General features: G+C 66.9%; 27 protein-coding genes and 1 tRNA gene. 10 read left to right on the top strand and 18 right to left on the bottom strand.

The genetic code is table 11. The annotated features are described in order from the left end of the window. Nucleotides 1-40 precede the first annotated feature (40 nt). Entirely contained in the window at nt 41-1,456 is a 1,416-nt protein-coding gene (gltX, locus tag MLG_RS06640) for a glutamate--tRNA ligase (protein ID WP_011629046.1), read from the bottom strand. A 192-nt stretch (nt 1,457-1,648) separates the two neighbouring features. Between gltX and MLG_RS06635 the strand changes: the two genes are divergently transcribed. After that, nucleotides 1,649-3,283, top strand: a complete 1,635-nt coding sequence (locus tag MLG_RS06635; protein WP_041717947.1) for a sensor domain-containing diguanylate cyclase — start codon at nt 1,649-1,651, stop codon at nt 3,281-3,283. A 12-nt stretch (nt 3,284-3,295) separates the two neighbouring features. On the opposite strand, the gene folX is transcribed toward MLG_RS06635, so the two are convergent. Together folX and folE are read right to left on the bottom strand one after the other, a co-directional pair. Then, complete coding sequence (gene folX, locus MLG_RS06630; protein WP_011629044.1) at nt 3,296-3,685, bottom strand: dihydroneopterin triphosphate 2'-epimerase; 390 nt, start codon at nt 3,683-3,685, stop codon at nt 3,296-3,298. A 23-nt stretch (nt 3,686-3,708) separates the two neighbouring features. Continuing rightward, on the bottom strand, nt 3,709-4,266 hold the full coding sequence (folE, locus tag MLG_RS06625; RefSeq protein ID WP_011629043.1) for a GTP cyclohydrolase I FolE: 558 nt from the start codon (nt 4,264-4,266) through the stop codon (nt 3,709-3,711). 277 nt (nt 4,267-4,543) lie between these two features. On the opposite strand from folE, the gene MLG_RS06620 reads away from it, so the two are divergent. From MLG_RS06620 to MLG_RS06600, 5 genes are read left to right on the top strand one after another with little or no spacing between them, the layout of a single operon-like run. Beyond that, a complete protein-coding gene (locus tag MLG_RS06620) occupies nt 4,544-5,080 on the top strand; it encodes a 4Fe-4S dicluster domain-containing protein (RefSeq protein ID WP_011629042.1) in 537 nt (178 codons plus the stop codon). A gap of 1 nt (nt 5,081) precedes the next feature. Beyond that, entirely contained in the window at nt 5,082-6,932 is a 1,851-nt protein-coding gene (locus tag MLG_RS06615) for an aldehyde ferredoxin oxidoreductase family protein (RefSeq protein ID WP_011629041.1), read from the top strand. Nucleotides 6,933-6,948: 16 nt separating this feature from the next. Continuing rightward, entirely contained in the window at nt 6,949-8,226 is a 1,278-nt protein-coding gene (locus MLG_RS06610) for an NAD(P)/FAD-dependent oxidoreductase (RefSeq protein ID WP_011629040.1), read from the top strand. After that, complete coding sequence (locus MLG_RS06605) at nt 8,223-8,495, top strand: MoaD/ThiS family protein (protein ID WP_011629039.1); 273 nt, start codon at nt 8,223-8,225, stop codon at nt 8,493-8,495. Before MLG_RS06610 ends, MLG_RS06605 begins: the two co-directional genes overlap by 4 nt. Before the next feature lie 31 nt (nt 8,496-8,526). Further along, complete coding sequence (locus MLG_RS06600; protein WP_041717945.1) at nt 8,527-8,793, top strand: hypothetical protein; 267 nt, start codon at nt 8,527-8,529, stop codon at nt 8,791-8,793. A gap of 26 nt (nt 8,794-8,819) precedes the next feature. Here the strand turns inward: MLG_RS06600 and MLG_RS06595 are convergent. From MLG_RS06595 to MLG_RS06530, 14 genes are all read right to left on the bottom strand, one after another. Beyond that, a tRNA-Ser gene (locus tag MLG_RS06595) sits at nt 8,820-8,910 on the bottom strand. 114 nt (nt 8,911-9,024) lie between these two features. Continuing rightward, nucleotides 9,025-9,447, bottom strand: a complete 423-nt coding sequence (locus MLG_RS06590; protein WP_011629037.1) for a secondary thiamine-phosphate synthase enzyme YjbQ — start codon at nt 9,445-9,447, stop codon at nt 9,025-9,027. Between the two features lie 74 nt (nt 9,448-9,521). Next, complete coding sequence (locus MLG_RS06585) at nt 9,522-9,974, bottom strand: small multi-drug export protein (RefSeq protein ID WP_011629036.1); 453 nt, start codon at nt 9,972-9,974, stop codon at nt 9,522-9,524. Beyond that, nucleotides 9,971-10,252, bottom strand: coding sequence for a hypothetical protein (locus tag MLG_RS06580; RefSeq protein ID WP_011629035.1), 282 nt, complete (start codon nt 10,250-10,252; stop codon nt 9,971-9,973). Before MLG_RS06580 ends, MLG_RS06585 begins: the two co-directional genes overlap by 4 nt. Before the next feature lie 312 nt (nt 10,253-10,564). Further along, a complete protein-coding gene (locus MLG_RS06575) occupies nt 10,565-11,065 on the bottom strand; it encodes a DUF6505 family protein (RefSeq protein WP_011629034.1) in 501 nt (166 codons plus the stop codon). A gap of 121 nt (nt 11,066-11,186) precedes the next feature. Then, nucleotides 11,187-12,299 (bottom strand): formate dehydrogenase subunit gamma, encoded by a 1,113-nt coding sequence (locus MLG_RS06570; protein WP_011629033.1) that lies wholly within the window; start codon nt 12,297-12,299, stop codon nt 11,187-11,189. A 17-nt stretch (nt 12,300-12,316) separates the two neighbouring features. Beyond that, on the bottom strand, nt 12,317-12,544 hold the full coding sequence (locus MLG_RS06565; RefSeq protein WP_011629032.1) for a hypothetical protein: 228 nt from the start codon (nt 12,542-12,544) through the stop codon (nt 12,317-12,319). 5 nt (nt 12,545-12,549) lie between these two features. Continuing rightward, nucleotides 12,550-13,140: a formate dehydrogenase FDH3 subunit beta gene (gene fdh3B, locus MLG_RS06560; protein ID WP_011629031.1), complete on the bottom strand. Its 591-nt coding sequence runs from the start codon at nt 13,138-13,140 to the stop codon at nt 12,550-12,552. Between the two features lie 30 nt (nt 13,141-13,170). Further along, entirely contained in the window at nt 13,171-16,059 is a 2,889-nt protein-coding gene (locus MLG_RS06555) for a formate dehydrogenase subunit alpha (RefSeq protein WP_011629030.1), read from the bottom strand. A 68-nt stretch (nt 16,060-16,127) separates the two neighbouring features. Continuing rightward, complete coding sequence (locus MLG_RS06550) at nt 16,128-16,346, bottom strand: twin-arginine translocation signal domain-containing protein (RefSeq protein WP_011629029.1); 219 nt, start codon at nt 16,344-16,346, stop codon at nt 16,128-16,130. 64 nt (nt 16,347-16,410) lie between these two features. Further along, nucleotides 16,411-17,016: a TorD/DmsD family molecular chaperone gene (locus tag MLG_RS06545; RefSeq protein ID WP_041717944.1), complete on the bottom strand. Its 606-nt coding sequence runs from the start codon at nt 17,014-17,016 to the stop codon at nt 16,411-16,413. A 14-nt stretch (nt 17,017-17,030) separates the two neighbouring features. Beyond that, the gene (locus tag MLG_RS06540; RefSeq protein WP_011629027.1) at nt 17,031-18,731 is read right to left on the bottom strand and encodes a 4Fe-4S binding protein; all 1,701 of its coding nucleotides are present in this window, start codon (nt 18,729-18,731) and stop codon (nt 17,031-17,033) included. A 121-nt stretch (nt 18,732-18,852) separates the two neighbouring features. Further along, entirely contained in the window at nt 18,853-19,518 is a 666-nt protein-coding gene (locus tag MLG_RS06535) for a DUF3306 domain-containing protein (protein WP_011629026.1), read from the bottom strand. A 35-nt stretch (nt 19,519-19,553) separates the two neighbouring features. Then, the gene (locus MLG_RS06530; RefSeq protein ID WP_011629025.1) at nt 19,554-20,096 is read right to left on the bottom strand and encodes a DUF3305 domain-containing protein; all 543 of its coding nucleotides are present in this window, start codon (nt 20,094-20,096) and stop codon (nt 19,554-19,556) included. Between the two features lie 248 nt (nt 20,097-20,344). On the opposite strand from MLG_RS06530, the gene moaA reads away from it, so the two are divergent. After that, a complete protein-coding gene (gene moaA, locus MLG_RS06525) occupies nt 20,345-21,343 on the top strand; it encodes a GTP 3',8-cyclase MoaA (RefSeq protein ID WP_011629024.1) in 999 nt (332 codons plus the stop codon). A gap of 40 nt (nt 21,344-21,383) precedes the next feature. Here moaA and MLG_RS06520 read toward each other — a convergent pair whose 3' ends face one another. Further along, nucleotides 21,384-21,596 carry a DUF6494 family protein gene (locus MLG_RS06520; protein WP_011629023.1) on the bottom strand — a complete coding sequence of 71 codons (213 nt, stop codon included), beginning with the start codon at nt 21,594-21,596 and terminating at the stop codon, nt 21,384-21,386. A gap of 47 nt (nt 21,597-21,643) precedes the next feature. Between MLG_RS06520 and moeA the strand changes: the two genes are divergently transcribed. The 3 genes from moeA (at nt 21,644) to MLG_RS06505 (ending at nt 24,570) form a co-directional block, all read left to right on the top strand. Further along, entirely contained in the window at nt 21,644-22,906 is a 1,263-nt protein-coding gene (moeA, locus tag MLG_RS06515) for a molybdopterin molybdotransferase MoeA (RefSeq protein WP_011629022.1), read from the top strand. 72 nt (nt 22,907-22,978) lie between these two features. Next, nucleotides 22,979-23,578, top strand: a complete 600-nt coding sequence (gene wrbA / locus MLG_RS06510) for an NAD(P)H:quinone oxidoreductase (RefSeq protein WP_011629021.1) — start codon at nt 22,979-22,981, stop codon at nt 23,576-23,578. A gap of 26 nt (nt 23,579-23,604) precedes the next feature. Further along, nucleotides 23,605-24,570: a glutathione S-transferase family protein gene (locus MLG_RS06505; protein WP_011629020.1), complete on the top strand. Its 966-nt coding sequence runs from the start codon at nt 23,605-23,607 to the stop codon at nt 24,568-24,570. Nucleotides 24,571-24,574 lie beyond the last annotated feature (4 nt).

The following is a 24,574-nucleotide window of genomic DNA, read 5'->3' as shown; positions in this document are numbered from 1 at the left end:
TAGGCCGCTACGGCGCGCCGGTCAACCCCGACAGCGGGCCTCAACCCGCCGCCTGCCGGTCGATCCAGTCGATAGCGGCCTGGATCCGGCGCAGGGTCGCCTCTTTACCCAACAGCGCCAGGGTTTGGTCGATGGGCGGCGACACGGGGCCGCCGGAGACGGCCACCCGGACCGGTTGCGCCACCTTGCCCAGCTTGAGCTCCAGGACCTCCGCCGCCTTCAGCACACACTCGTGGATGGCTTCCGGGCGCCAGTCCTCGAGTTCACTCAGCAGATCCCGCACCCGGACCAGCGCCGCCTCGGTCTCCGGTTTGAGGTTCTTGCGTGCCGCCTTCGGCTCATAGTCCGCCGGGTCACGGTAGAAGAAGAGGCTGTTCTCGGCCATCTCAACCAGCGTCTTGGCACGTTCCTGCTGCGCCGCCACCACCGCTTCCAGGGGCGGCCCGTCGGCGGGATCGATATCCCGCTCGCCGAGATGATGGGCCAGGTAGCGGGCCACATGCGCGGGCTCGGCGCGCATGATGTGTTGCTGGTTCAACCACAGGAGCTTCTGCGGGTTGAAGGTGGAGGCGGAGTGGTTGATATCCTCCAGGTCGAAGAGGCTCACCATCTCGTCCAGGGTGAAGACCTCCTGATCGCCATGGGACCAACCCAGGCGCACCAGGTAATTGAGGACGGCCTCCGGCAGGTAGCCCTGATCGCGGTACTGCAGCACGCTCACCGCCCCATGGCGTTTGGACAGCCGCTTGCCATCCTCGCCCAGGATCATGGGCACGTGGGCGAAGACCGGCGGTTCCACCCCCAGGGCCCGGTAGAGATTGACCTGGCGGGGCGTGTTGTTGAGGTGGTCATCACCGCGCACCACATGGGTGATCCCCATGTCCATGTCGTCCACCACCACGGTGAAGTTGTAGGTGGGGGTGCCGTCCGCGCGCGCAATGATCAGGTCGTCCAGCTCGCTGTTCCGGAACACCACCCGCCCCCGCACCCGGTCCTCGACCACCACCTCCCCGTCCAGGGGGTTGCGGAAGCGGATCACGGGCTCACCGGCCCCTTCCGGCGGCTCGGTCAGATCCCGGCAGCGACCGTCATAGCGCGGTTTCTGCTTGTTGGCCATCTGTTCCTGGCGCAACGCGTCCAGGCGCTCCTTGGAGCAGTAACAGCGGTAGGCCAGGCCCTCGTCCAGCAGGCGTTGGGTGAGTTCGCGGTAGCGGTCGAAGCGCTCGGTCTGGTAAAAGGGCCCCTCATCGTAGTCCAGGCCCAACCAGCTCATCCCCTCAAGGATGACATTGACCGACTCCTGGGTGGAGCGCTCCCGGTCGGTGTCCTCGATCCTCAGTACGAAATGACCGCCGTGCCGGCGCGCATAAAGCCAGGAATAGAGCGCCGTGCGGGCCCCGCCGATGTGCAGGTAACCGGTGGGGCTGGGAGCGAAGCGTGTTTTTATCTTGGCCATGGTCTGCTTTCCCGCTGATGAACTCCGAATGGCGCGCATGTTACCAGATGCGGCCCGCCGCGCCCGCCCTTCCCGCCGGGACTGCACCCCGCTTCGCCAAACCAGTACGATGCGACTATTGCCTTCATACTGAGCGTGGGAATGGCGACGGGAAACACCACCGGAAACCGAGGATACCGAAGAGACCGGCCTTTGGCGGCGTGGCTCATCGCCCTGTTCCTGGCTCTGCCCGGCCTGGCCGGTGCCGAGCTACAGCTGAAACGGCTCGACCACCACGACCCCCACCCCCCGCCGGTCCATCTGCTGCCTGCCGGTCAGGTGTTGGACGCCAGCCGGCCCATTAACCTGGGGCTTTCATCGCGCCCGGTCTGGCTGCACCTGGAGATCTCGGCACCGCCCCCCCGGGTCCTGCACCTGGACAATCCACTGCTGCACGATGTGCGCCTGTTGCGGGTGGATAGTGCGGGGGATCTCCATTGGGCCCCGGTGCCCCGGCGGACCATGGCCCGGCTCGGCGGTGGCAGCAGCGAGGCCTGGCGCCCCATCTTCGATGTCACCCCGGGGCAGTACCTGTTGCGAATCGAGAGCACCCAGGCACTGCGCTTCGATCTCCGCCTGCAGTCCCCGGAGGCGCTGGTGGGCGACTGGCGTGCCTTTACCCTGGCGCAGGGCCTCTTCCTGGGGCTGGTCCTGGCCCTGGCGGCCTACAACACCATCCTGCTATTCCGGCTCAGGGATGCGAGCTACCTCTGGTACGTCGGCTTCATTCTCGGCCTCGCCGGCTACTTCGTGTTTCAGAAGGGGCTCACCCACGAGTTCTGGCCCGGCCTGGGGATAGCGCTCAACGAGGCGCTGATGTTCACCGCCCTTTCGCTGGGCTGCGCCAGCGCTATGTGGTTCTGCCGCCGTTTCCTGATGACCGAGCAACGCGACCCGGCAATGGATCGCCTGTTGCCGATAGCCGCCCTCTGCAGCCTCGCCCTGGCCCCGCTGGCTTGGGGCCTTCCCGGCCATGCCACACTGCTTTACGCCAGCGCCATCGGACTGCTGGCCATGGCCAGCTACCTCTTCGCCACCGCGCGCGCAATCCGCGACCATGACTTCCCACCCGCACGCTGGCTGCTATTGGCCTGGCTCGTCATGGTGGTGGGGGCCCTGCTCTTCACACTGGCCGGCCTGGGGCTGGTCCCTCATCACTTCGTAACGTACTACGGCTTCCAGATCGGCGTAAGCCTGCAGGCGGTGCTCCTGTCATTGGCCCTGGCCGACCGCATCGGCCTGCTCCAGGCGGAGCGGGAGGCGCTGCTGAATGAGCAGGCGCAGCTGCGCCTGACGGCCTACACCGATGGTCTCACCGGGTTGTACAACCGACGCTACCTGGACGAATTCCTGGCCCGTGCCGTGGAGGACGCCGAACGCCGGCAGCGGGAGCTGGCCGTAGTGATGCTGGATCTGGACGACTTCAAGCCGTTCAACGACCGCTGGGGCCACCAAGTGGGGGATCGCGCCCTGCAACACCTGGCCTACCTGATGCAAGAGGTGGTACGCGGCATCGATCCGGTGTGCCGCTATGGGGGGGAGGAGTTCCTGCTCATCCTGCCCGACCGCGGGCTCAAGGAGGCGGAGATTGTGGGGCGCCGGCTGCTCACCAACCTGGCCTCCCGGCCGATGACCGGGCCGTGCCACCCGCCCCTGACCCTCACGGCTACCGCCGGCGCCACCGCACATCGGCCAGGGGACAATGCCGCGCGGCTGCTGGAACGGGCGGATGCCGCCCTTTATGAGGGCAAACGGGCCGGCAAGAACCGCCTGGTCACGGCCGCGTGACCGGGCGGGCGGTCAAGCCACGCCGGCACCCGCGGTGTCGCGCCGGGCGGTCATGCGCAGGGCCACCGAATCCGCAAAACGCAGGGCGTGGGGCTTATCCACCTCCACGGCGACCTCCTGCACCAATGGGTGGGCCAGCGCCAATTGCAACAGATCGTGGACCAGCTTCTCCAGCAGCAGAAACCGATGCCCCTCCACATGGGCGATGATCTCCTTGGTGAGCCGCTTGTAATCCAGCGCCTTGTCCACGCTGTCGCTCACCGCCGCCGCCAGGGCGTCGTATCGGATCTCCAGGTTGATCACCACGTCCTGCAGCTTCTCCTGCTCCTCCGGTTTGAAGCCGATATAGGTCCTCAGGCGCAGGTTCTTGATCCGGATAAGGGCCGGTTCCTTCTCGACCATCAGGTGACTCCTTGGCGATCGCCTCAGGGGGTGCGGATGAGTTGCAGGAATTCGTTGCGGGTCTTGGGGTTCTCGCGGAAATCACCGAGCATCACCGAGGTGCTCATCTCGGAATTCTGCTTCTCCACCCCACGCATCATCATGCACAGATGCCGGGCATTGATATAGACCGCCACCCCCTTGCCGCCGGTGACCTGCTGCACCGCCAGTGCGATCTGGCGGGTGAGGTTCTCCTGGATCTGCAGGCGCCGGGCGTACATGTCCACGATGCGGGCCACCTTGGACAGGCCGATCACCTTGCCATCCGGCAGGTAGGCCACGTGCGCCCGGCCAATGAAGGGAAGCAGGTGATGCTCGCACAGGGAGTACAGCTCGATGTTGCGGACAATCACCATCTCGTCATTGTCGGAGCTGAACACGGCACCGTTCAGCACCTGGTCCAGGTCTTCCTGATAGCCCTTGGTCAGGAATCGCATGGCCTTCGCCGCCCGGGCCGGGGTGTCTTTCAGACCCTCCCGGTCGGGATCCTCGCCCAGGTCCTGCAGGATTCGCCGGTAGGCCGCTTCAATTCGCTCGCTCATTTCGTCCTCGCCCCGGAAGCCGGAGGGGCAGTCGAGTGCCCAGCCCCTTGTACAGTATCTGTACAGCATAAGGATGGGAGCCAAACTGTCAAGCGACCGCGGATTGCAGATCGCGTCCGCACCGCACTCGGGCGGTGCGCGGCGTGCTGCCTTGACTTCCCCGGCCTCTATTCCATTCTTCAGATTAAGATGCGGTTCAGTCGTGCGGCGTTGATGCTGCGCCCCGGAAAACAAGCACCGTCACCCGCCTGATACGCAGTGGACGAGGGGATCAGAAATGCAGCATGTCCTGAAACTGGAGCCGGCCCTGTGCACCGGCTGCCTGCAGTGTGAGATGGCCTGTTCCTATGAGAACACCGGCGCATTCAATCCGGCCCGTTCCCGGGTCAAGGTGTTCACCTTTCATGAGGAGGGGAGCTTCGCGCCCTATACCTGTACCCAGTGTGACGAGGCCTGGTGCATGCACAGCTGCCCGGTGGAGGCCATCACGGTGGACCTGGATACGGGGGCCAAGGTGGTGGACGAGGATGTCTGTGTCGGCTGCAAGGTCTGCACCATCGCTTGCCCCTTCGGCACGGTGAACTACGAGGAGGCGAGCGGCAAGGTGGCCAAATGCGACCTGTGCGGCGGCGACCCCTGGTGCGCCAAGGCCTGCCCCACCGGCGCCATCACCTGGGTGCCGGCGGATACCGCCGGGCTGGAGCGCATGCGGGCCTGGGCCTATCAGGCCCCGCGGCCGCAACCGACCCACACCAAGGCACCGCGTGAAAAATCCGTGGAAACCTTCCACCCCGGCAACGCGGGAGGGCAGTGACATGGCTTGGGCAGGCAAGATCCTCCGGGTCAATCTCACCGCCGGCGAGATCAGCCCGGAACCCCTAAACATGGACTGGGCCCGGGACTACCTCGGGCAGCGCGGCCTGGCGAGCAAGTATCTCTATGAGGAGATTGACCCCGCCTGCGATGCCCTGGGCCCGGAGAACAAGCTGATCATGGCCACCGGTCCGCTCACCGGCACCATGGCCTCCACCGGCGGGCGCTACTCCGTCGTCACCAAGAGCCCGCTCACCGGCGCCATCGCCTGTTCCAACTCGGGGGGCTTCATCGGTGCCGAGATCAAGATGGCCGGCTGGGACATGATCATCTTCGAGGGCGCCTCCGCTACCCCGGTCTACCTCTACCTGGAGGACGACAGGGCCGAGTTGCGACCGGCGGAGACCTTATGGGGCAAATCGGTATGGGACACCGACGCCGAGCTCCACCGCATGCACCAGGACCCGGAGCTGCGCATCGCCTGTGTGGGTCGATCCGCCGAGGCCGGCTGCCTCTATGCGGGCGTCATCAATGACCTGCACCGCGCTGCCGGCCGCTCCGGCGTGGGCACGGTGATGGCGGCCAAGGGGCTGAAGGCGGTGGCGGTACGCGGCACCCGGGGGGTGGGCAATATCCACGACCCGATGCGCTTCCTGCAGGCCACCGAACAGGGCAAGAAGATCCTCGCCGACAACGAGGTCACCGGCCAGGGGTTGCCCACCTACGGCACCCAGGTGCTGATGAACGTCATCAACGAGATGGGGGCCATGCCCACCCGCAACATGCGGGAGGTGCAGTTCGAGGGCGCCCACAAGATCTCCGGAGAGGCCATGCATGAGCCCCGGCCCACGGACCAGCGCCCGAACCTCACCACCAATGCCGCCTGCTTTGGGTGCACCATCGCCTGCGGGCGCATCAGCCGCATCGACAACGGCCACTTCACCGTCGAGCACAAGCCCAAGTACTGGGGTAACTCCGGCGGGCTGGAGTACGAGGCGGCCTGGGCCCTGGGCTCGGACACCGGTGTGGACGACCTGGAGGCGCTGACCTACGCCAATTTCCTCTGCAATGAGGATGGCTTCGATCCCATCTCCTTCGGCGCCACCGTCGCCGCCGCCATGGAGCTCTACGAGAACGGGGCCATCACCGATGCCCACACGGACGGGCTGCAATTGAGGTTTGGCTCGGCCGAGGCGCTGAGCCGCTGTGCCGAGCTGGTGGCCGCCGGGGAGGGCTTTGGCAAGGACCTGGGCCTGGGCTCGAAACGGCTCTGCGAGAAGTACGGCCAACCGGAACTGTCGATGACGGTAAAGGGCCAAGAGTTTCCGGCCTACGACCCGCGCGGCATTCAGGGCATGGGGCTGGCCTACGCCACCTCCAACCGGGGTGCCTGCCACCTCCGCGGCTATACCGTCTCCTCCGAGGTGCTGGGTATCCCCGAGAAGACCGATCCGCTCACCACCGAGGGCAAACCGAAGCTGGTGAAGGCCTTCCAGGACGCGGCCGCCATGGTGGACTCCTCCGGGCTGTGCCTGTTCACCACCTTCGCCTGGACCCCCGACGACATTGCCCCGCAGATCGACGCCGCCTGCGGCGGCGGCTGGGACACCGAGCGGTTGCTGGAGATGGGCGAACGGATCTGGAACCTGGAGCGTGACTTCAACAACCGCGCCGGTCTGACCGGGGCGGACGACACCCTGCCCAAACGCCTGCTCAAGGAGGCGGCGAAAGTCGGGCCGGCCAAGGGCCGGGCCAACGACCTGGGCGAGATGCTGCCCCGCTATTACGAGATCCGCGGCTGGACACCGGACGGCCAGGTTAGCGAGACCACCCGTCAGCGACTGCGCCTGTAGGTCGGGGAGAGGAACCATGGAACACGTGATCGTAGGCGCCGGTCCGGCGGGCGTGGTGGCCGCAGAGCGGCTGCGCAAGCTGGACCCGCAGGCCGACATCCGGCTGCTCACCGGCGAACCGGAGCCGCCCTACTCGCGGATGGCGATCCCCTACTACCTGGTGGATCAGATACCGGAGTCCGGTACCTGGCTGCGCAAGCAACAGGACCATTTTGAGCGCCAGCGCATCGAGGTGCGCCAGGCCATGGTGACCGGACTCGACCCGGACCAGCGCCGCCTGAGCCTGGCCGACGGCCAGTCGCTGGGTTTTGACCGCCTGTTGCTAGCCACCGGCTCGTCGCCCGTCATCCCTCCGCTGCCCGGCATGGAACGCGAGGGGGTCCATACCTGCTGGACACTGGCGGACGCCCGCGCGATCCTCCAGCGGGCGCGCCAGGACGCCCGGGTGGTGTTGATCGGCGCCGGCTTCATCGGCTCGATCATCCTGGAGGCGCTGGTCAAGCGCGGCACGCAGCTCACGGTGGTGGAACAGGGCGACCGGATGGTCCCGCGGATGATGGACGCGGAGGCCGGCGACCTCATCCGCCGCTGGTGCGAGCAACGGGGCGTCAGCGTACGCACCAGCACCACCGTGACCGGTGTCGATGACGGCCCCGGCGATCACCCGCTGGCGGTGGTCCTGGACGGCGGTGAACAGCTCCCGGCAGACCTGGTTATCGTGTCGGCCGGCGTCCGCAGCAACACCGCCTTTCTGGAAGGCTCAGGACTGGAGATAGACCAGGGCATCCGGGTGGACCACCGCTTGTGCACCAACCGGGCGGGCATCTATGCCGCCGGGGACGTCGCTCAGGGGCCGGACTTCTCCACCGGCGGCTGGTCGGTGCACGCCGTGCAGCCCACCTCGGTGGACCACGGCCAGGTCGCGGCCAGCAACATGGCCGGCCGCGACCGCCGCTACCACGGCAGCCTGCTGATGAACGTGCTCGACACCCTGGGGCTGATCTCCACCTCCTTCGGTCAATGGGAGGGCGTGGACGGCGGTGACAGTGTCGCCCTGCTCGATCGGGAGCGGTACCGCTACCTGCGGCTGCAATTCCAGGACGACCTCCTCGTCGGCGCCAACAGTCTCGGCCTGACCGAGCACGTGGGCGTCCTGCGCGGGCTGATCGAAGGACAGGTCCGGCTGGGCCCCTGGAAGAAGCGCCTGCAAACCGACCCCACCCGGCTGATGGAGGCCTATCTGGGCAGCACCCAGGCCATCGGCCGGCCCAACCCACGGCGGGCGCCGGCATGATGAGTACACTGCTGATGAAGATCCAGGTCAAGCTTTACGCCAGTCTCTCCGAGCACATGCCGGACGGCCGGCCGCCCCATGAGGGCGCGGTGCTGGACCTGCCGGACGGGACCAGCCCCCATACCCTCATCGACCACCTGGACATACCCCGCGAGCTGGCCCACCTGATCCTGCTGAACGGGGTCTATATCGACCCGGAGGACCGGGATCGGCCGGTGCTGAAGGATGGGGACGTGTTCGCGGTCTGGCCGCCGATCGCCGGTGGCTAACGCGTCGCCCCCGGTAGTGGTTCACAAGCAGATGGGCCTGCGCCCCCAGGCCCTGATCGAGGGCCTGGATGGACTACCCGCACCCGGCCCCTGGCACCGGACGAGGCCCGGCTGCTACAGCGCCGGCGCCGGCAGTCGGCGTATTGAGATCGAGGTGAGCGCGTTACCGGACCGGCACCTGGGTCAACTCCACCTGCCGGTCTCCGCCGTCACGCTGTCCTTTCATGGGCTGGACGCGGAGGCACGATGCGCCTTTCAACAGGCCTTCAACCGGCGGTTTCAACGGGGCGGGGGTTGATCAGGGCACAGCGAGGGGTTGGGAAATGGCGGAGAGGGAGGGATTCGAACCCTCGGTACCCGGTTAGGGTACACACGCTTTCCAGGCGTGCTCCTTCGACCGCTCGGACACCTCTCCGTAAACTGCGCTGCCGCCCTCCGGGCGACAGGGCGCAAAGAGTAAACCAGTTACCGGCCGGTTGCAATGCCCGGGGCCCGGGGGCGGCCCCGGCCGGCCCCGCCCTGCCCTGCGCTAATCGACCCCCTGCACACTCACCGTCACTTGGCGCCGGTGGCCCTGATAGCGGTGCTCCCACAGGTAGACCCCCTGCCAGGTCCCCAGGGCCAGACGGCCGTTGCGCACGGGCAGGGTCAGGTCGTTGTGGGTCAACACCGAGCGGATGTGCGCGGCCATATCGTCATCCCCCTCCAGCCGATGCTCGAACAGCGGGTCTCCGTCGGTGACCAGGCGACTGAAATAGCGCTCCAGGTCCCGGCGCACGGAGGGATCGGCATTCTCGCACAGCATCAACGAGGCGCTGGTGTGGTGCAGGAAGACATGGCAAAGGCCGTTACGGACCCCTGCGCGGCGCACTTCGCCGGCCACCGTCTCGGTGATCTCCAGGGTACCGCGGCCGTCGGTGGAAAAGCTGTGCTGGGCCTGATGAAACCGCATCGTCCTCCGCTCCTGTTCCCACTAACTCCGGAAGCATGCCCGCCCGCTACCGGCCCGGACCACCGCGCCGCCTGTCACCAGAGGGTCATCCGCTGATAAAACGCCACCCCACCCACGGTGACCAAGGTCGTCGCCAGGGTCCAGACCACCAGGCTGCCCACCATCCAGGCCGCAGTGGCGCGGGTGCTGGAGCGCAGCGCCAGCGCCGCCACCGTGGCCAAATGAATCCCAGTGACCAGTGGCCCCAGCAAGGCCAGGCCCGGCAGGCCCCAGCGGTTCCAGACCCGCTGCACGCGGGGCTTCAACGCCCGCCGGGGCTGGCCACGCCAGCGCTGCCAGGTGCGCCAGCCAACGGCAATGAGGACCACCGGAAGGGCGTTGCCCAGCAGCGCCACCAGGGCCACGCCGTAGGGTGAGAGCCCCATCGCCACCCCCAAGGGGATAACCACCAACAGCTCGACCCACGGCGTGGCCGCCATGAGAAAGACCAGCAGGTAGGACCACAGCGGCTCGACCACCGCGCTCACCGCCCGCGCCCCATCCCTTCCGGCGCCTCGCCGGTCAGCACCCAGGCCGCCAGGGCCGCATAAAGATGGCCCACCAGCTCTGCCGCATCGTGCAGGGCGCGCTGATCACTGGCCAACGGCTGATCCCCCTGCGGCAGGGCATCACGGGCACGATCCAGCAAGCGGCCCACCTCCACGGCCCGGGCCCGATAGAAGGCCTCCGCCTCCTCCTGCGAGCCCCGCAGCACCCGGTCGAGCTCGTCCGCCATTCGTTGCAGCGCGGCGGTTGTGTCGGACATCCCGCTACCCTTCCATTTACCCTGGAACAGCCCCGCTGCGGTAACCCGGGGCGATAGCTTAAAGAATCGGCACCAGCGGAACCCGCCCGCACCCCGTCAACAGCAGGGCCAGCGCCGCGATCAGGATCAGCTTCCCTGTGGCTATGCTACGCATACCGTAAATGCTCCTTTTCCGCCTTGAATCCCTCAGCGCCTACTCTTTGCGTTTCCCGGTTGGTTGTCAAATCCGGCAAGGTTGCGGTGGGCGCCGGGGCGCTGGGGCGGGCGCCCCGGGCGGCGCCCAAGGGGCTGGGGCAGACGGTGCCTCACCGGCTACGAGGGATCGGTGGGGACCGGTTTCCAGATCCGCACGCCCTCGCCCTCCCAGTTGGCCTGCTCACGCAGCGTCCGGTAGTTCTCCTGGATACCGTCCGGCGAGGACTCCCGCTGCACCGCGAGCACGGTATTCACCGGATGCTCACACAGGCTCGCGGCATAGGCCACCTCCTCCCGGGCATAGGGCAGCGCAGCCTCCAGGCCCGGCGCGCCATAGACCGCGACCAGGTAATGCGCCAGACGCTCAATGACGGTCTTGTAGCCCGCCTCGTCAATCTCCGCCACCACCACCAGCGTGGACCAGCCAAAGGTCTCGGTGCCGAGAAAGCCGGTGAGGAAGGCCTGCCGATGGCCACCGGTCCAGGTGGCGGGGTCCTGCTCGGCGAAACGGAACACGAAGGCGCCGGGTACCGCCCATTCGCCCACGCGAGCGGCCACGGGGTAGACATGGTCGTCGGTATCATCGACCCGGAAGGTTCTGATCAGCTTGCGCATCATTTAAGGATGTTGCTCAGTGGCATTGCGGCACCCGGAAGAAACAGGCACGACGCCGGAACCGGCTCACACGGCCGATTCCGGCGCCTTCCCAGGCCTTCCATGGCCCGCTTCCCGAGAGCCATCAACTGGTGGGTTTCTGCCCGGCGGCGGGCTCGGGCGACGGGGCGGTTGCGCCCGCCTCCTCCGCCGGCTCAGGCTTCACCCCTTGCTGGATCAGCTCGTCATACCACAGATCGTGGTGTTGCTTGGCCCAGTTGGTGTCCACCCGGCCTTTGGCCATGCCCTCAAAGGCCCCCTCGGTGCCCAGCGTACCGATATAGATGTGGCCGAAGGCGAAGGCGATCCAGAACATGGCCACCACCGCATGCAGCACCTGCGACCAGGCCATGATTTCACGGCTTTGCCCCCAGTTGGGGAAGTCCAGGATGAACCCGGTCACCACCACGATGGAGCCCATGATCACCACACCGAGCCAGTACCAGACCTTCTCGCCGCCGTTGAGCTTGCCGGCGGAGGGATGCCCCTTGCCAATCAGACCGCCACCGGTGGCAAACCATTTAAGATCGGTACCCGTCGGTATATTGTTGCGGATCCACATGAGGATCATCACCAGCAGCGCCACCCCGAACGCCGGCCCCAGAAAGTTGTGCACGTACATCGCCGCCTGGGCGTAACCGGCGAAGCCGGCGTTGCCCATGAGCGGAATGAGCACGTGCCGCCCGAACAGCAGGGACAACCCGGTGATGGACAGGATGATGAAGCTGATGGCGACGAACCAGTGGACCGAACGCTCAAAGACCGTCCATCGCGGCACGGTCATCCCGGATCGTCCCCCGTCCAGCCGGATCCGCCCCCGGACCAGAAAGAACAGAGCAACGGCCGCCAGGGAGAGCCCCATCACCCAACTGCCGACCGCCTTGACGGGGCCGTTGCGCATCTGACGCCAGTTCTCGCCAATGTTGGAGATCAACTGGTTGGTGACATAGGGACCGCTGGCCGTGGTGAAGCCCTCGCCGTCGGCCCGGGCGTGGCGCCAAGTGTCAGACCGCGGATTGGTGGCGTGCTCCTCCGAGAAGCGCTCCCCGGCGGGCTGCGCCACGGCCCCCGGCGTCGTGACCAGGTACGCCCCGAGCGGGAGTGCCATGGACAGCACCAACACCAGGCAGAAGGTCCAGGCCATGGACTTCTTGCGCCGCGCGAGTCTCTCCCGGGCGGTGCGTGTACTTGTGGACATAATCAACCCTCCACGCCTCAGCGGTCGGTGTGCGCCTGCAGGGCCCGTTCACGCAGGGCCTCGGCACGCTCCTCGGCGCTCTCTTTAAGCTCATCCTCGCCGCCCTTGTAGACCCCGGGCTCGTAGTAGGTGACCTCCCCCGAGCAGGCGGTCAGCAGACCGCCGCTCAGGACGAGGGCCCCTGCCAGCAGCAGGGGCCGTCCGGGGACAGATCGTCGGGACTGTTCCGTACCACGCTGCATCATCGGCCTCATGCCTCCTGTCCGTATGCCGCCTGCCAACCCCAGGTCTGCGGTCGGCCACCGCGCTTGATCAAACGCTTGCGGTAGATGTCCGACAGCACGTTGCCGTCACCGGCAATCAGTGCCTTGGTGGCGCACATCTCGGCGCACAGGGGCAGCTTACCCTCGGCCAGACGGTTGGTACCGTACTTGACCTGCTCGGCCTCCGAGTGGGCCGGCTCCGGCCCCCCGGCGCAGAAGGTGCACTTGTCCATCTTGCCGCGGACCCCGAAGGCGGTCTGCTGCGGGAACTGCGGCGCACCAAAGGGACAGGCGTAGAAGCAGTAACCGCAGCCGATGCACAGGTCCTTGTCGTGCAGCACCACGCCATCGTCGGTGGTGTAGAAGCAGTCCACCGGGCAGACCGCGGCGCAGGGGGCATCGGTGCAGTGCATGCACGCCACCGATACCGCCTTCTCGCCCGGCACCCCGTCATCCATCACGATCACCCGCCGGCGGTTCACACCCCACGGGACCTCGTGCTCGTTCTTGCACGCCGTGACGCAGGCCTGACACTCGATGCAGCGCTCGGCGTCACAAAGGAATTTCATTCTCGCCATGACGGCACTCTCCTCTCGTTATCCTTTGGCTCAGGCCGGAACCACACGGCACAGGGTGGTCTTGGTCTCCTGCATCATCGTGACCGAGTCGTACCCATAGGTGGTGGCGGTATTGTTGGACTCGCCACGCACGTAGGGGGAGGCCCCCTCCGGGTACTTGGCCAGCAGGTCCTCACCCTGGAAGTGGCCGCCGAAGTGGAAGGGCGTGAACACCGTGCCCGCCGCCACCCGACGGGTGACCAGGGCCTTGATGCGGATGCGCCCGCCCTCGGGGCCCTCCAGCCAGACCCACTCGTTATTCCGCACCCCGGCGTTGTTGGCGTCGCGCGGGTTGATCTCCACGAACATCTCCTGCTTGAGCTCCGCCAGCCAGGGGTTGGAACGGGTCTCCTCACCGCCGCCCTCGTACTCCACCAGGCGGCCGCTGGTGTGGATCAGCGGGTAGTCGCCGGAGTAGTCCTGGGCCTGAACGGAGGCCCAGCGGGTGGGCAGCCGATAGAAAGCCTTGCGGTCCTCGTAGGTCGGGTAGTCGGACACCAGGTCATACCGCGGGGTGTACAGCGGCTCGCGGTGAACCGGCACGGGGTCCGGGAAGTTCCAGACGTAGCAGCGGGCCTTGGCGTTACCGAAGGGGGCCAGACCGTGCTTGATGGCCACCCGCTGCAGCCCGCCGGAGAGATCGGTCTTCCAGTCCCGGCCCTCGGCCTGCGCCTTCTCCTCGTCAGTGAGATCATCCCACCAGCCGAGCTGCTTGATCATGTCGGCGGTGATCTCCGGGTAACCGTCCCGGATGGCCGAGCCCTTGGAGTAGGAGCCCTCAGCCAACAGGTTCTCGCCCTCGTACTCGGTGCCAAAACGGGCGCGGAAGGTGAGTCCGCCCTCGGCCACATGCTTGCTGGTGTCATACAGGTTGGGGGTACCCGGGTGACCCATCTCCGCCGTGCCCCAGCAGGGCCACGGCAGGCCGTAGTACTCTCCGTCACAGGGACCGCCCTCCGCTTTCAGCGAGACGACATCGAAGGTGGCCTGGTTCTCCATGTGCTTCTTGAGCCGCTCCGGGCTCTGGCCGGTGTAGCCGATGGTCCAGGTTCCCCGGTTGATCTCCCGCAGCACATCCTCCACCACCGGCTCGGTGCCCTCGATGCGGATGTTCTTGAACATCTCGTCGGCAAACCCGAGCTTGCGGGCGAGCAGATAGGCGATCTCGTGATCCGGCTTGCCCTCGAACAGCGGCTCGATGACCTTGTCGCGCCACTGCAGGGAGCGGTTGGAGGCGGTGGCCGAGCCCCGGGTCTCGAACTGGGTGCAGGCGGGCAGCAGGTAGGTGTCGTTCTGCCGGTCATGCAGCACAGCGGAGACCGTGGGATAGGGGTCCGCGATGACCAGGAGATCCAGCTTCTCCATGGCCTCCTTCATCTCCGGCAGCCGGGTCTGACTGTTGGGCGCGTGGCCCCAGAACATCACGGCGCGGATGTTGTCTTTTTGCGAGAGGTTGTCCGCATCCTCGAGCACCCCGTCGATCCAGCGCGATACCGGGATGCCCGGCATGTGCATGGGCTTCGCCTGGCCACCGGAGCCGTCGTCGTACTCCGCCGGGTCAAACCGGCCCTGCAGGTACTCGTAGTCCACGTCCCAGACCCGGGCCCAGTGCCGCCAGCCCCCCTCGGAGTGGGGGAAGTAGCCGGGCAGGATGTGGGCGTTGGGGCCGACGTCGGTGGCCCCCTGGACGTTGTCGTGACCGCGGAAGATATTGGCCCCGCCGCCGGAGACCCCGACGTTGCCGGTGGCCAGCAGCAGGTGATTGTAGGCGCGCACGTAGTTGTTACCGATCGTGTGCTGGGTGCCGCCCATACACCAAATAAAGGTCATCGGGCTGTTGTCGACGATGGTCTTGGCCACATCGCGCAGCGCCTCCTCGCCGACGCCGGCCACCCGCTCCACCTCTTCGGGGGTCCAGTGGGCCACCTCCTCGCGCACCCGATCCATGCCCCAGACCCGCTGGCGGATGTAGGTGCTGTCCTCCCAGCCGTTCTCGAAGATATGCCACAGGATGCCGTAGATCAGCGCCACGTCGGTGCCCGACCGGGGCCGCACGAAGATATCGGAGTGGGCGGCGGTGCGGGTGAAACGCGGATCCATAACAATCAGTTTGGCGCCATTCTCCTTTCCCCGCAGGATCATCTGCATGGCGACCGGGTGGGCCTCGGCCGCATTGGAGCCGCACATCACGATGCAGTTGGACTTCGTGATGTCGTTGTAGGAGTTGGTCATGGCACCATAACCCCAGGTGTTCGCCACCCCCGCCACCGTGGTGGAGTGGCAGATACGCGCCTGGTGGTCACAGTTGTTCGAGCCCCAGAAGGCCGCGAACTTGCGCTGCAGGTAGGCCCCCTCGTTGCTGGCCTTGGACGAGCCGGCGAACCAGAGTGCGTCCGGACCCGACTCCTCGCGGATCTGCAGCAGCTTGTCGCCGATCTCCTCGATGGCCTGCTCCCAGCCGATACGCTCCCAGCGGCCATTGACCAGCTTCATCGGGTACTTGGTGCGCCGCCCCGAGTGGCCGTGGTTACGTAACGAGGCGCCCTTGGCACAGTGCGCCCCGAGGTTGATCGGGCTGTCGAAATTGGGCTCCTGCCCCACCCAGACACCGTTCTGCACTTCGGCGATCACACCGCACCCCACGGAGCAGTGGGTGCAGACCGTCTTCACCTCCTTGATGTCGGCATTGGGGTCAAACCGGGCGCGCTCCGACGCCTTCGCCTTGCGCATCATCCGCGGCTCGAGCATGGCGGCGGCCGCCGCCGTGCCCCCGACAGCGAGGCCGGAACCCCTCAAGAAGGTGCGCCGGTCCACGGCCCGTCCGAGAAAGCCGCCCACGGCAGTGGCTGCCGAGCTGCCCTTTCTTTTCTCGAGTTTCATGATCAGTCTCCTCCAGTCGCGGGGCTCGCCCGCTTCCTCGAAATGCAACAACCGTTGACCGGGCCGCGTCAGAAATCGGCCTTGCTGTAATAAGTGCTGACGTGCTCGGTGACCCGGTAACCCGGCTTGGTCCCGGCCGGGGCCTGCACGGACGCTTCCGCCGGCTCCAGGGCAAAGGCCCCGGCCGCGGTGCTGCCCAGCCCCACCGTGGCACCACCCAGCGCCACCGTCTTCATGAACCGCCGCCGATCCTTGCGTACGTTCTGTTCCGCGCTCTGCGACTTCATGGCTATCACCCTCCCGACTTCAACGATGACCATTAGGGTCAGACCAACTCGACGGCCGCCCCACTTAGGCGAGCATCTTCAGATAACGATCCTCGAGCGCCAGATAGCGCTCGCCGAAAACCCCCACGGCGCGGTAGCCGCGGGCGCTGTTCGCCGTCTGAAGGTCCTCCATCAGACGGCCCATCCAAGGTTCAATATGGGTCTGGAAAAAGCGCTTCTCCTCGGCCAGGGGCGTGTCCGGATCGCTGACCAGGAACGCCATGATCTCGCACAGGGCCCCGGCATGGTCCTCCGGCTCCGTGACCCCGTCCTGGCGCACGATGCCCAGCGCCTGCAGGTCCGCGCGCAGCCGGACCAGCGGGCGTTCCATCAGCGAGCCGGTGAGGTACCAGGAGGCATAGGGCACCAGCTCCCCCTCCGGCGCGCCGATGAACAGATCCTGATACTCGGTCGCGAGGCTGGCCGGGGTATACCCCTCGGCCATCTCGTTCAGGGCGCGCCAGCCTTCGTTCATCAATGTCCGGTCCGCATGCTCCGGCGCCGACTCCGGTCGGATCTGACGCAGTTCCTTCAGGAGCGACTCTTCCGGTGGCGCCGCCAGCAACGTTCCCAGCAACTGCCAGGTGGCCGCCCGCAGCGTCTGGTCCGAATCCCGGGCCTCCGTCGGCATTTGCGCAGCCCCCTTCATTGCACACCTCCCTGGTCGCCGAAGACCTCGCCCTGTTGCTCTTTGCGGAACATGTCCCTGACCCGGCAGTCGCCGCACATCTGCAACCGCCGCTGCTGCTCCTCCGACTGGAACATGCGGTGCCCGCTCAACTGGTCGAGCATCCGGGTGATGACACTGGCGGTGGCGAAGGGCGCCCCGCAACTGACGCAGTGGAATGGCGCCTCTTCATTCAATACCCGCGCCTGCCGGCGCTCGGGGCCGTCATACAGCAGCCGCGGCCGCAGGCTGACCGCCTCCTCCGGGCAGGCGGTCTGACACAGCCCGCACTGGACACAGTTGTCCTCGATGAAGCGCAGTTGCACCGATTCCGGGTTGTCGGTCAGCGCACTGCTGGGACAGACCTGCGCACAGGCCATGCACAGGGTGCAGGCGTCGGTATTCACCAACACCTCGCCAAAGGGGGCCCCCGGGGCCAGCGCCACCTCGCGGGCGGGCGCCGGGGCGTTACGGAACAGGTGGTCGAGGGCCAGGCCGAGGGTGTTGCGTTTGGCGTTGAAGGTCAGGAACGAGGCCGGCGGCCAGTCCGCGGCCGGCTGGCGGGCCGCGGCGAAGGGATCGTCACCGGCCCCGTCGTCCAGAAGCACCCGACTCAACCGCCCGGGCGCGTGCCCCATTCCGGTCAGGATGCTGCGGGCGTAGTCGAGCTGGCGATCCAGCTCCCGGGTGACCCGCTGGGGGACGGCGGGGGTGGTGTACAGGATCACCCCGGCGGCACCGTACGCCAGGGCCGCCAGCCAGACGTCCATCCCCACCGAAGCGGTCTCCTCGACCTGCACCGGGATGAGGTTCTCCGGCGCCTGGGCCATACGCTCACCCAGGTAGCGCGCGCCCAGCTGCTCATCGTGCAGGGCGATCACCGGCCGTTTGCCGCCGGCCTCGAAGTAGGCGGCCAAGGCCGCCTTGATCGCCTTGAGCAGATCACGCGGCTGGGGGAAGGCGTAGCTCAAGGCCCCCGAGGGGCAGGCGCTGACGCACACCCCCACCCCCTGGCAGAGGTAGGGGTTCACCTCGATCATATCGCCCAGCGAGGTGATGGCGCCGGTGGTACAGCCATCCAGGCAGCGTGTGCAGCCGGTCAGGCCGCTGGCGCCGTGGGCGCAGATGTCGGTGTCCAGGTTGAAAAACTTGGGTTTGTCGAACTGGCCGGCCATCTCCGGCAACAGCGCCAGGGCCTCGGCCAGCTCCGCGTCCGACTCCGGCCGGAAATAACCCAGCGGCGGCGTTTCCACCCCGAACAGCGGATCGGCGGCCAGATCCAGCACCAGATCGAAGTGCGGTTGCTCCAGGCCGGCCAGTTCGGCCAGATTCACCGCCGCGCCACCGGGCCCGCTCAGGAACGCGTCGAAACGACCCAGATAGCCCGTCAGGTGCGACAGTTTGCCGCAAATGATCCGTTGACCCCGCGCCCCCTTTTCCGGGCCGGGGACATCCGTGGCCAACAGCACCGACGGGACCTCAACCGGCAGCCGGTCGGCCACGTCGCGCACCCGCTCCAGCGTCCCGACCACCAGCACAAGGCCGCGGGAGCGGAACTCCACCAGTGACGTAGGAACCTGTTCCACTTCGTAAAATGCGGTAATCGCCGCGCTCCTGGGCGGGTCCGTGACCCGCCGGGCCGGGGCCTCGACGGCTTCAGTCCAATACGCTGTGTTCATACGGTCTCTCTGTCGGCCAGCCTGAGTAGTGACGTATAGGTTGGGCTTGGCTCTGCCCGGGTTATTGCAACCCCCGTGCCAGTTTCGGGGTACGGCGGCCCGATGCCGGGGCCACCGCTCCTCAGCCGTGGTCGTGATCGCGGGCCGGGGGCGACGGCACCCGGTCCGCTTGCCGCTGCGCTGCCTCTGCGCCGTCCACGTGCTCCGCCACCGGCGTCTCGCCGGCCTCCGCGGCCGGCCCTGGCGCCCGCTCTTCACTGTCGGCAACGGCCTCCTCGGCCCCTGCCGGCGCCTCTGCCTCCTCCGCTCTCGCCCGCTCCCGTTCGCGCTCACGCTCGGCAAGGCGGGCGATCTGACGTTTCATATCGTGGGTGACCACCTCCCCCAGCGGCTCGTAGCGGGTGTAATCCCCCGAGTACTCGCAGAGGGTGTCCACCACGTTATACTTCGGCGAGCGGAATACCTGGCGCAGGGCCGCATGGCGCAGGGCCTCACTGACGCCCCGCGACCAGAAACAGCTCAGGTCACTGCTTGCGCCCAAGGTCTCCAGCGGCGGCATGTCGTCATCGGTCAGCTCATCGATCCGTTTGCCCGTACGCGGGTCAATCCGGTCACCCACGGGCACCGGATCCGGCGCGGCAGCCTCCATGCCCTCCCGCGCCTCCGGGGCCCGCCCGGGTGCCGTGCCCTCCTCGCCCCGCTGCACCTGGTGCTTGCGCCGAGACCAGCGCCGGAGCAGCCCCGAAGGATCGTCGGTGAGGTCGTTGCGGTAACGCTCTTCGCTCATCTGTGCTCGCTCTGATTCTGGTTTGGATCCGAAGGTCAGCGTGGCGCGCGGTCCGCGCGCTGTTCCACATCGTCGTACTCGGCGTTGCGCCGGCGCCGCTTGCCCTTGCGCCGGCGGGGCTGGTAGTGATCCAACACGAAGTGCTCGACCCAGTGGTACACCTCGCCGGGCATCGCCACCCGATACACCTGCTCTGAGTGGTCCCGCAGCTCCGGTGCGTCGAGATCCTGCGCCTCGGCCAGGCTGACGGTGGTGCTGAGCGGGCGCAGTTCGCCGTCCGCGACGCGCTTGCAGACCACGAAGACCGTGGGCCGGTCGCTGCCCAGATTGAGGGCGTAATCCCCGGCATCCTGAGGCCGGAGCCGCAGCCGGAACCCTTGCCAAAGCCATTGCCGTCCGTCAGGCCCCTCCCGCATCAGGGTGCGACTGGGCTCTGCGGCCGCAAACCGGCCCCCGGCGACGACACCGACCGGCCACCCGCCCCGGGTTTCTCCCCGGATGACTTCGGCCATGACCACCGCGACCGGGAGCTCCCGGCGGCCGTCGAGCGTGGCGGCTGATTCCGCGTTCTGGTTCATCTATGCTCCTGATAGTCGGTAGCAGATTGCTGCACTAGGGAAACACTGACTCATCTCGCAAGTTTAGAAGGCGATGGTTAATTTTTCACCAACCCGCCGCGAACATCGTGGTCAACATCCATGCTGCACCCCGGAATCCAGCCACGGATCAATTGATAGCCTGGCCGCATTGCGCGATACTCCCGACAGCGATGCCTGGTTTGTTGCCCGCCGCCGCGTGTGGGCCCGACGCTGAAGGACTACCCGAAATGACCACCGACAGTCAGCTGATCGACCGCTTCGGACGCCGGGTCACTTATGTCCGCATGTCCGTGACCGACCGCTGCGACTTCCGCTGCGTCTACTGCATGAGCGAGGACATGCAGTTCCTCCCTCGGGCACAGATCCTCACCCTGGAGGAGCTGGCGACCCTGGGGCGTGCTTTCACGGAGTTGGGCGTCGACAAGATCCGAATCACCGGCGGTGAGCCACTGGTGCGCAGCAATGTGATGACCCTGTTCCAGTCCTTGGGGGCCCTGCCCGGTCTGCGCGAGCTGGTGATGACCACCAATGGCTCACAGCTGCCGCGCTATGCCGAGTCGCTCCGCCGGGCCGGGGTCCGGCGACTCAACATCAGCCTGGACAGCCTCGATCCGGACCGCTTTCACCGCATCACCCGCACCGGCAAACTGGCCAAGGTGCTGGAGGGGATCGAGGCGGCTCGTGAGGCGGGTTTCGACCGCATCAAGATCAACACCGTGGCGATGAAGAACCGCAACGACGATGAAATCCTGGACCTGGTCGATTTCGTGGTCGCACGGGGCCTGGACATCAGCTTCATCGAGGAGATGCCGCTGGGTGAGATCGACGACCACGACCGCGCCGAGGTCTATATGTCCAGCGACGAGGTGCGCGAGCGCATCAGCACGCGCTATTCCCTGGTCCCCTCCACCGCTACCACCGGGGGGCCGTCGCGCTACTTCAAGGTCAGCGGCACCGACAGCAAGGTCGGCTTCATCTCGCCGCACAGCCATAACTTCTGTGAGAGCTGTAACCGGGTTCGGGTCACCACCGAGGGGCGGCTGCTGCTCTGTCTGGGCCAGGAGCATTCGGTGGACCTGCGCCGGGTGCTGCGCGCCCACCCCGGCGAACTGGAGCCAGTCAAGCAGGCCATCCGTGATGCCATGGCCATCAAGCCCAAGGGTCACGACTTCAACCTGGCCGCCAAGCCGGTGATCATGCGCCACATGAACATGACCGGCGGCTGACCCCGTCCGCCGGTCCCGGATTGCGCAGCCCCGCCTGCCGTCAGCCCTTGAGCTCCAAGTCCGCGGCAACCTCGTGGTCGACACCGGCACCGTCCACGGTCAGGCGGACCTTCGCGCGCAGGGTGTCGCCCGGCTTCAGGCTGCCGTTCTCCAGTCCCGCCCGTACCGCTCTCTCAATCTCATGCTGAGAGGTCACACCCACCTGCTTGAGGAACTTACGGATCTGCTGATTAAGGGCGTCTTCGTCCAACATCACCATCCCTCCTTCAACGATCATCAGGCAACCAGAACAGATACATCATGAGTGAAACCGCAAACGCTAGCCAATCCTGTTGTGACAACCATGCCGGTGGTCTGCCGGTGGAAGAGGCCCGGGCACGTATCAAGGGGGGTATTCAGCCGGTCACGGTCCGCGAGCGCGTGGCCCTGCGCGACGCCCTGCACCGCATCCTGGCCGAGGACGTCCACTCCCCGGTGCCGGTCCCAGCCCACGACAACTCGGCCATGGACGGATACGCCGTGCGTGCCGCGGACGTCGCCGGTGAGGGCCCCACGGAACTGCGGGTGGTCGGACGGGTCCTGGCCGGCGAGACCTACGAGGGCACGCTGGGCGCGGGTGAATGCCTGCGCATCATGACCGGCGCGCCGATGCCGGCCGGCGGCGATACCGTCATCATGCAGGAGCAGGCCGAACGCACCGGCGACCTGATCCGTGTTCAGGCACCCCACCGGGCCGGCAACCATGTGCGCCGGGCCGGCGAGGACCTGGCTGAGGGGGAGCGCGTCCTCGCCGCCGGGCAGCGCGTCGGCCCGGCGGAACTCGGGGTCATGGCCTCGTCAGGCCTGGTGGAGGTCTCGGTATTCCGTCGCCTGCGGGTGGCCTTTTTCTCCACCGGCGATGAACTGCAAGGGGTGGGGCAGCCCCTGGGCCCCGGACAGATCTATGACTCCAACCGCTACACCCTGTTCGCCGCCATGCAACGGCTCGGGGTGGAGACGGTGGACATGGGCGTCATCGGCGACGACCACGAGAGCCTTCAGCGCGCCTTTCGCGAGGCCTCGGCGTTCGCCGACGTGCTGGTCACCTCCGGCGGCGTCTCCGTGGGCGAGGCCGACTACGTCAAGGACACCCTGGATGCCCTGGGCCAGGTGGATTTCTGGAAGGTGGCCCTGCGTCCCGGACGGCCGCTGGCCTACGGCAAGGTGGGCCGCGCGGTCTTCTTCGGCCTGCCCGGCAACCCGGTCTCGGTGATGGCCACCTGGTACCAGATCGTGCGCCCCGCCCTGCTGCACATGATGGGCGCGCAACCGGAGCCGGACCAGCTTTTCCCGGTCCGTTGCGCCGAGCCGCTGCGCAAGCGGCCCGGCCGCATGGAGTTCCAACGGGGCATCCTCACCTGGGACGATAACGGCCAGCCGCAGGTGCGCACCACCGGCGCCCAGGGCTCCGGGATACTGAGTTCCGTCTCGCGGGCCAATTGCTTCATCGTGCTGCCGTACAATGCAGGGAACGTGGAAGCCGGCGAGACCGTGATGGTCCAACCCTTCCACGGTCTGATATAGCCGGGCGACGCCGGGCCCTCCGGCCCTGTCGCTCGCGCCACCGATGACCGCAAGCGATGAGGAGTGGGCAACATGGCTAAGATCCTGGTGCTGTACTACAGCATGTACGGCCATATCCGAACCATGGCCGATGCCGTGGCTGAAGGCAGCCGCGAGGTGAGCGGCACCACCGTGGACATCAAGCGTGTCCCCGAGTTGATGAGCGAGGAGGCCCTGCGGAAGGCCGGCGCCCCTGCGGATGATACCCCGGTGGCGCGACCGGAGGAGCTGGCCGACTACGACGGCATCATCTTCGGCTCCCCGACCCGGTTCGGGAACATGGCCGGGCAGATGCGCAACTTTCTGGATCAGACCGGCGGCCTCTGGGCCCAGGGCAAGCTGATCGGCAAGGTGGGCAGCGTCTTCACCTCCACCGGCTCTCAGCACGGCGGGCAGGAGACCACCCTGACCTCGATGCAGACCACCCTGATGCACCACGGGATGGTCATCGTGGGCGTGCCCTATAGCTGCGCCGCCCTGACCAATATGGACGAAATCACCGGCGGCACCCCGTACGGGGCCTCGACCCTGGCCGGTCCCGATGGCAGCCGTCAGCCCAGCGAGAATGAGCTGACCATCGCCCGCTTCCAGGGCCGCCACGTGGCGGAGATCACTCAGAAGCTCGCGGGCTGAGCCCGCCTGGACCGCGAGGTATCGGCATGGGCCTGTTGGTCGACGGCGTCTGGCAGGAAGACTGGTACGACACCGAACGCACCGGTGGCCGCTTCGAGCGGCCGGAGACCCGGTTTCGCGACTGGGTCACCGCTGACGGCCGCTCCGGCTTTCCGGCCGAACCGGGCCGTTACCACCTCCACGTCTCGCTGGCCTGCCCCTGGGCCCACCGGACGCTGATCCTGCGTCACCTCAAGGGGCTGGAGGACGTCATCGACGTCTCCGTGGTGGACCCCTACATGGGTGAGGGGGGCTGGCACTTCTCCAACTACCCGGGGGCCAGTGAAGACCGGGTCAACGGTTGTCGCTACCTGCACCAGGTCTATCTGAAGGCCCGGCCCGACTATACCGGCCGGGTCACGGTGCCGACCCTGTGGGACAAAGTGGCCGGCACCATCGTCAACAACGAGTCGGCTGAGATCGTCCGCATGCTCAACAGCGCCTTTGATGCCTTTGGGCGCGCCGACCGCGACTTCTATCCCGCCGCGTTGCGCGAACAGATCGACCGGGTCAATGCCTTCGTCTACGACCGGATCAATAACGGCGTCTACAAGGCCGGCTTCGCCACCCGCCAGGACGCCTACGAGGAGGCCGTCGGCGCCCTCTTCGCGGCGCTGGACGAACTGGAGGAGCGGCTGTCCCGCCAGCCCTACCTGGCGGGCGATCGGGTGACCGAGGCGGACTGGCGCCTGTTCACCACCCTGGTCCGCTTCGATCCGGTGTACGTGGGGCATTTCAAGTGCAATGTCCGCCGGTTGGTCGACTACCCCAACCTCTGGGCCTATACCCGGCAGCTCTACCAGGTGGAACGGGTGGCAGAGACTGTCAACCTGGACCATATCAAACGGCACTACTTTACCAGCCACCCCATGATCAACCCCACCCGGATCATCCCGGCAGGGCCCGCGGTGGACTACAGCATCCCCCACGACCGCGGCCCGGTCCCGCTGTAACACC

The organism is Alkalilimnicola ehrlichii MLHE-1 (assembly GCF_000014785.1).
GTDB classification, from domain to species: Bacteria; Pseudomonadota; Gammaproteobacteria; order Nitrococcales; family Halorhodospiraceae; genus Alkalilimnicola; species Alkalilimnicola ehrlichii.
Note: the sequence above shows the minus strand (reverse complement) of the source record. Positions and strands in the feature narration are given on the sequence as shown.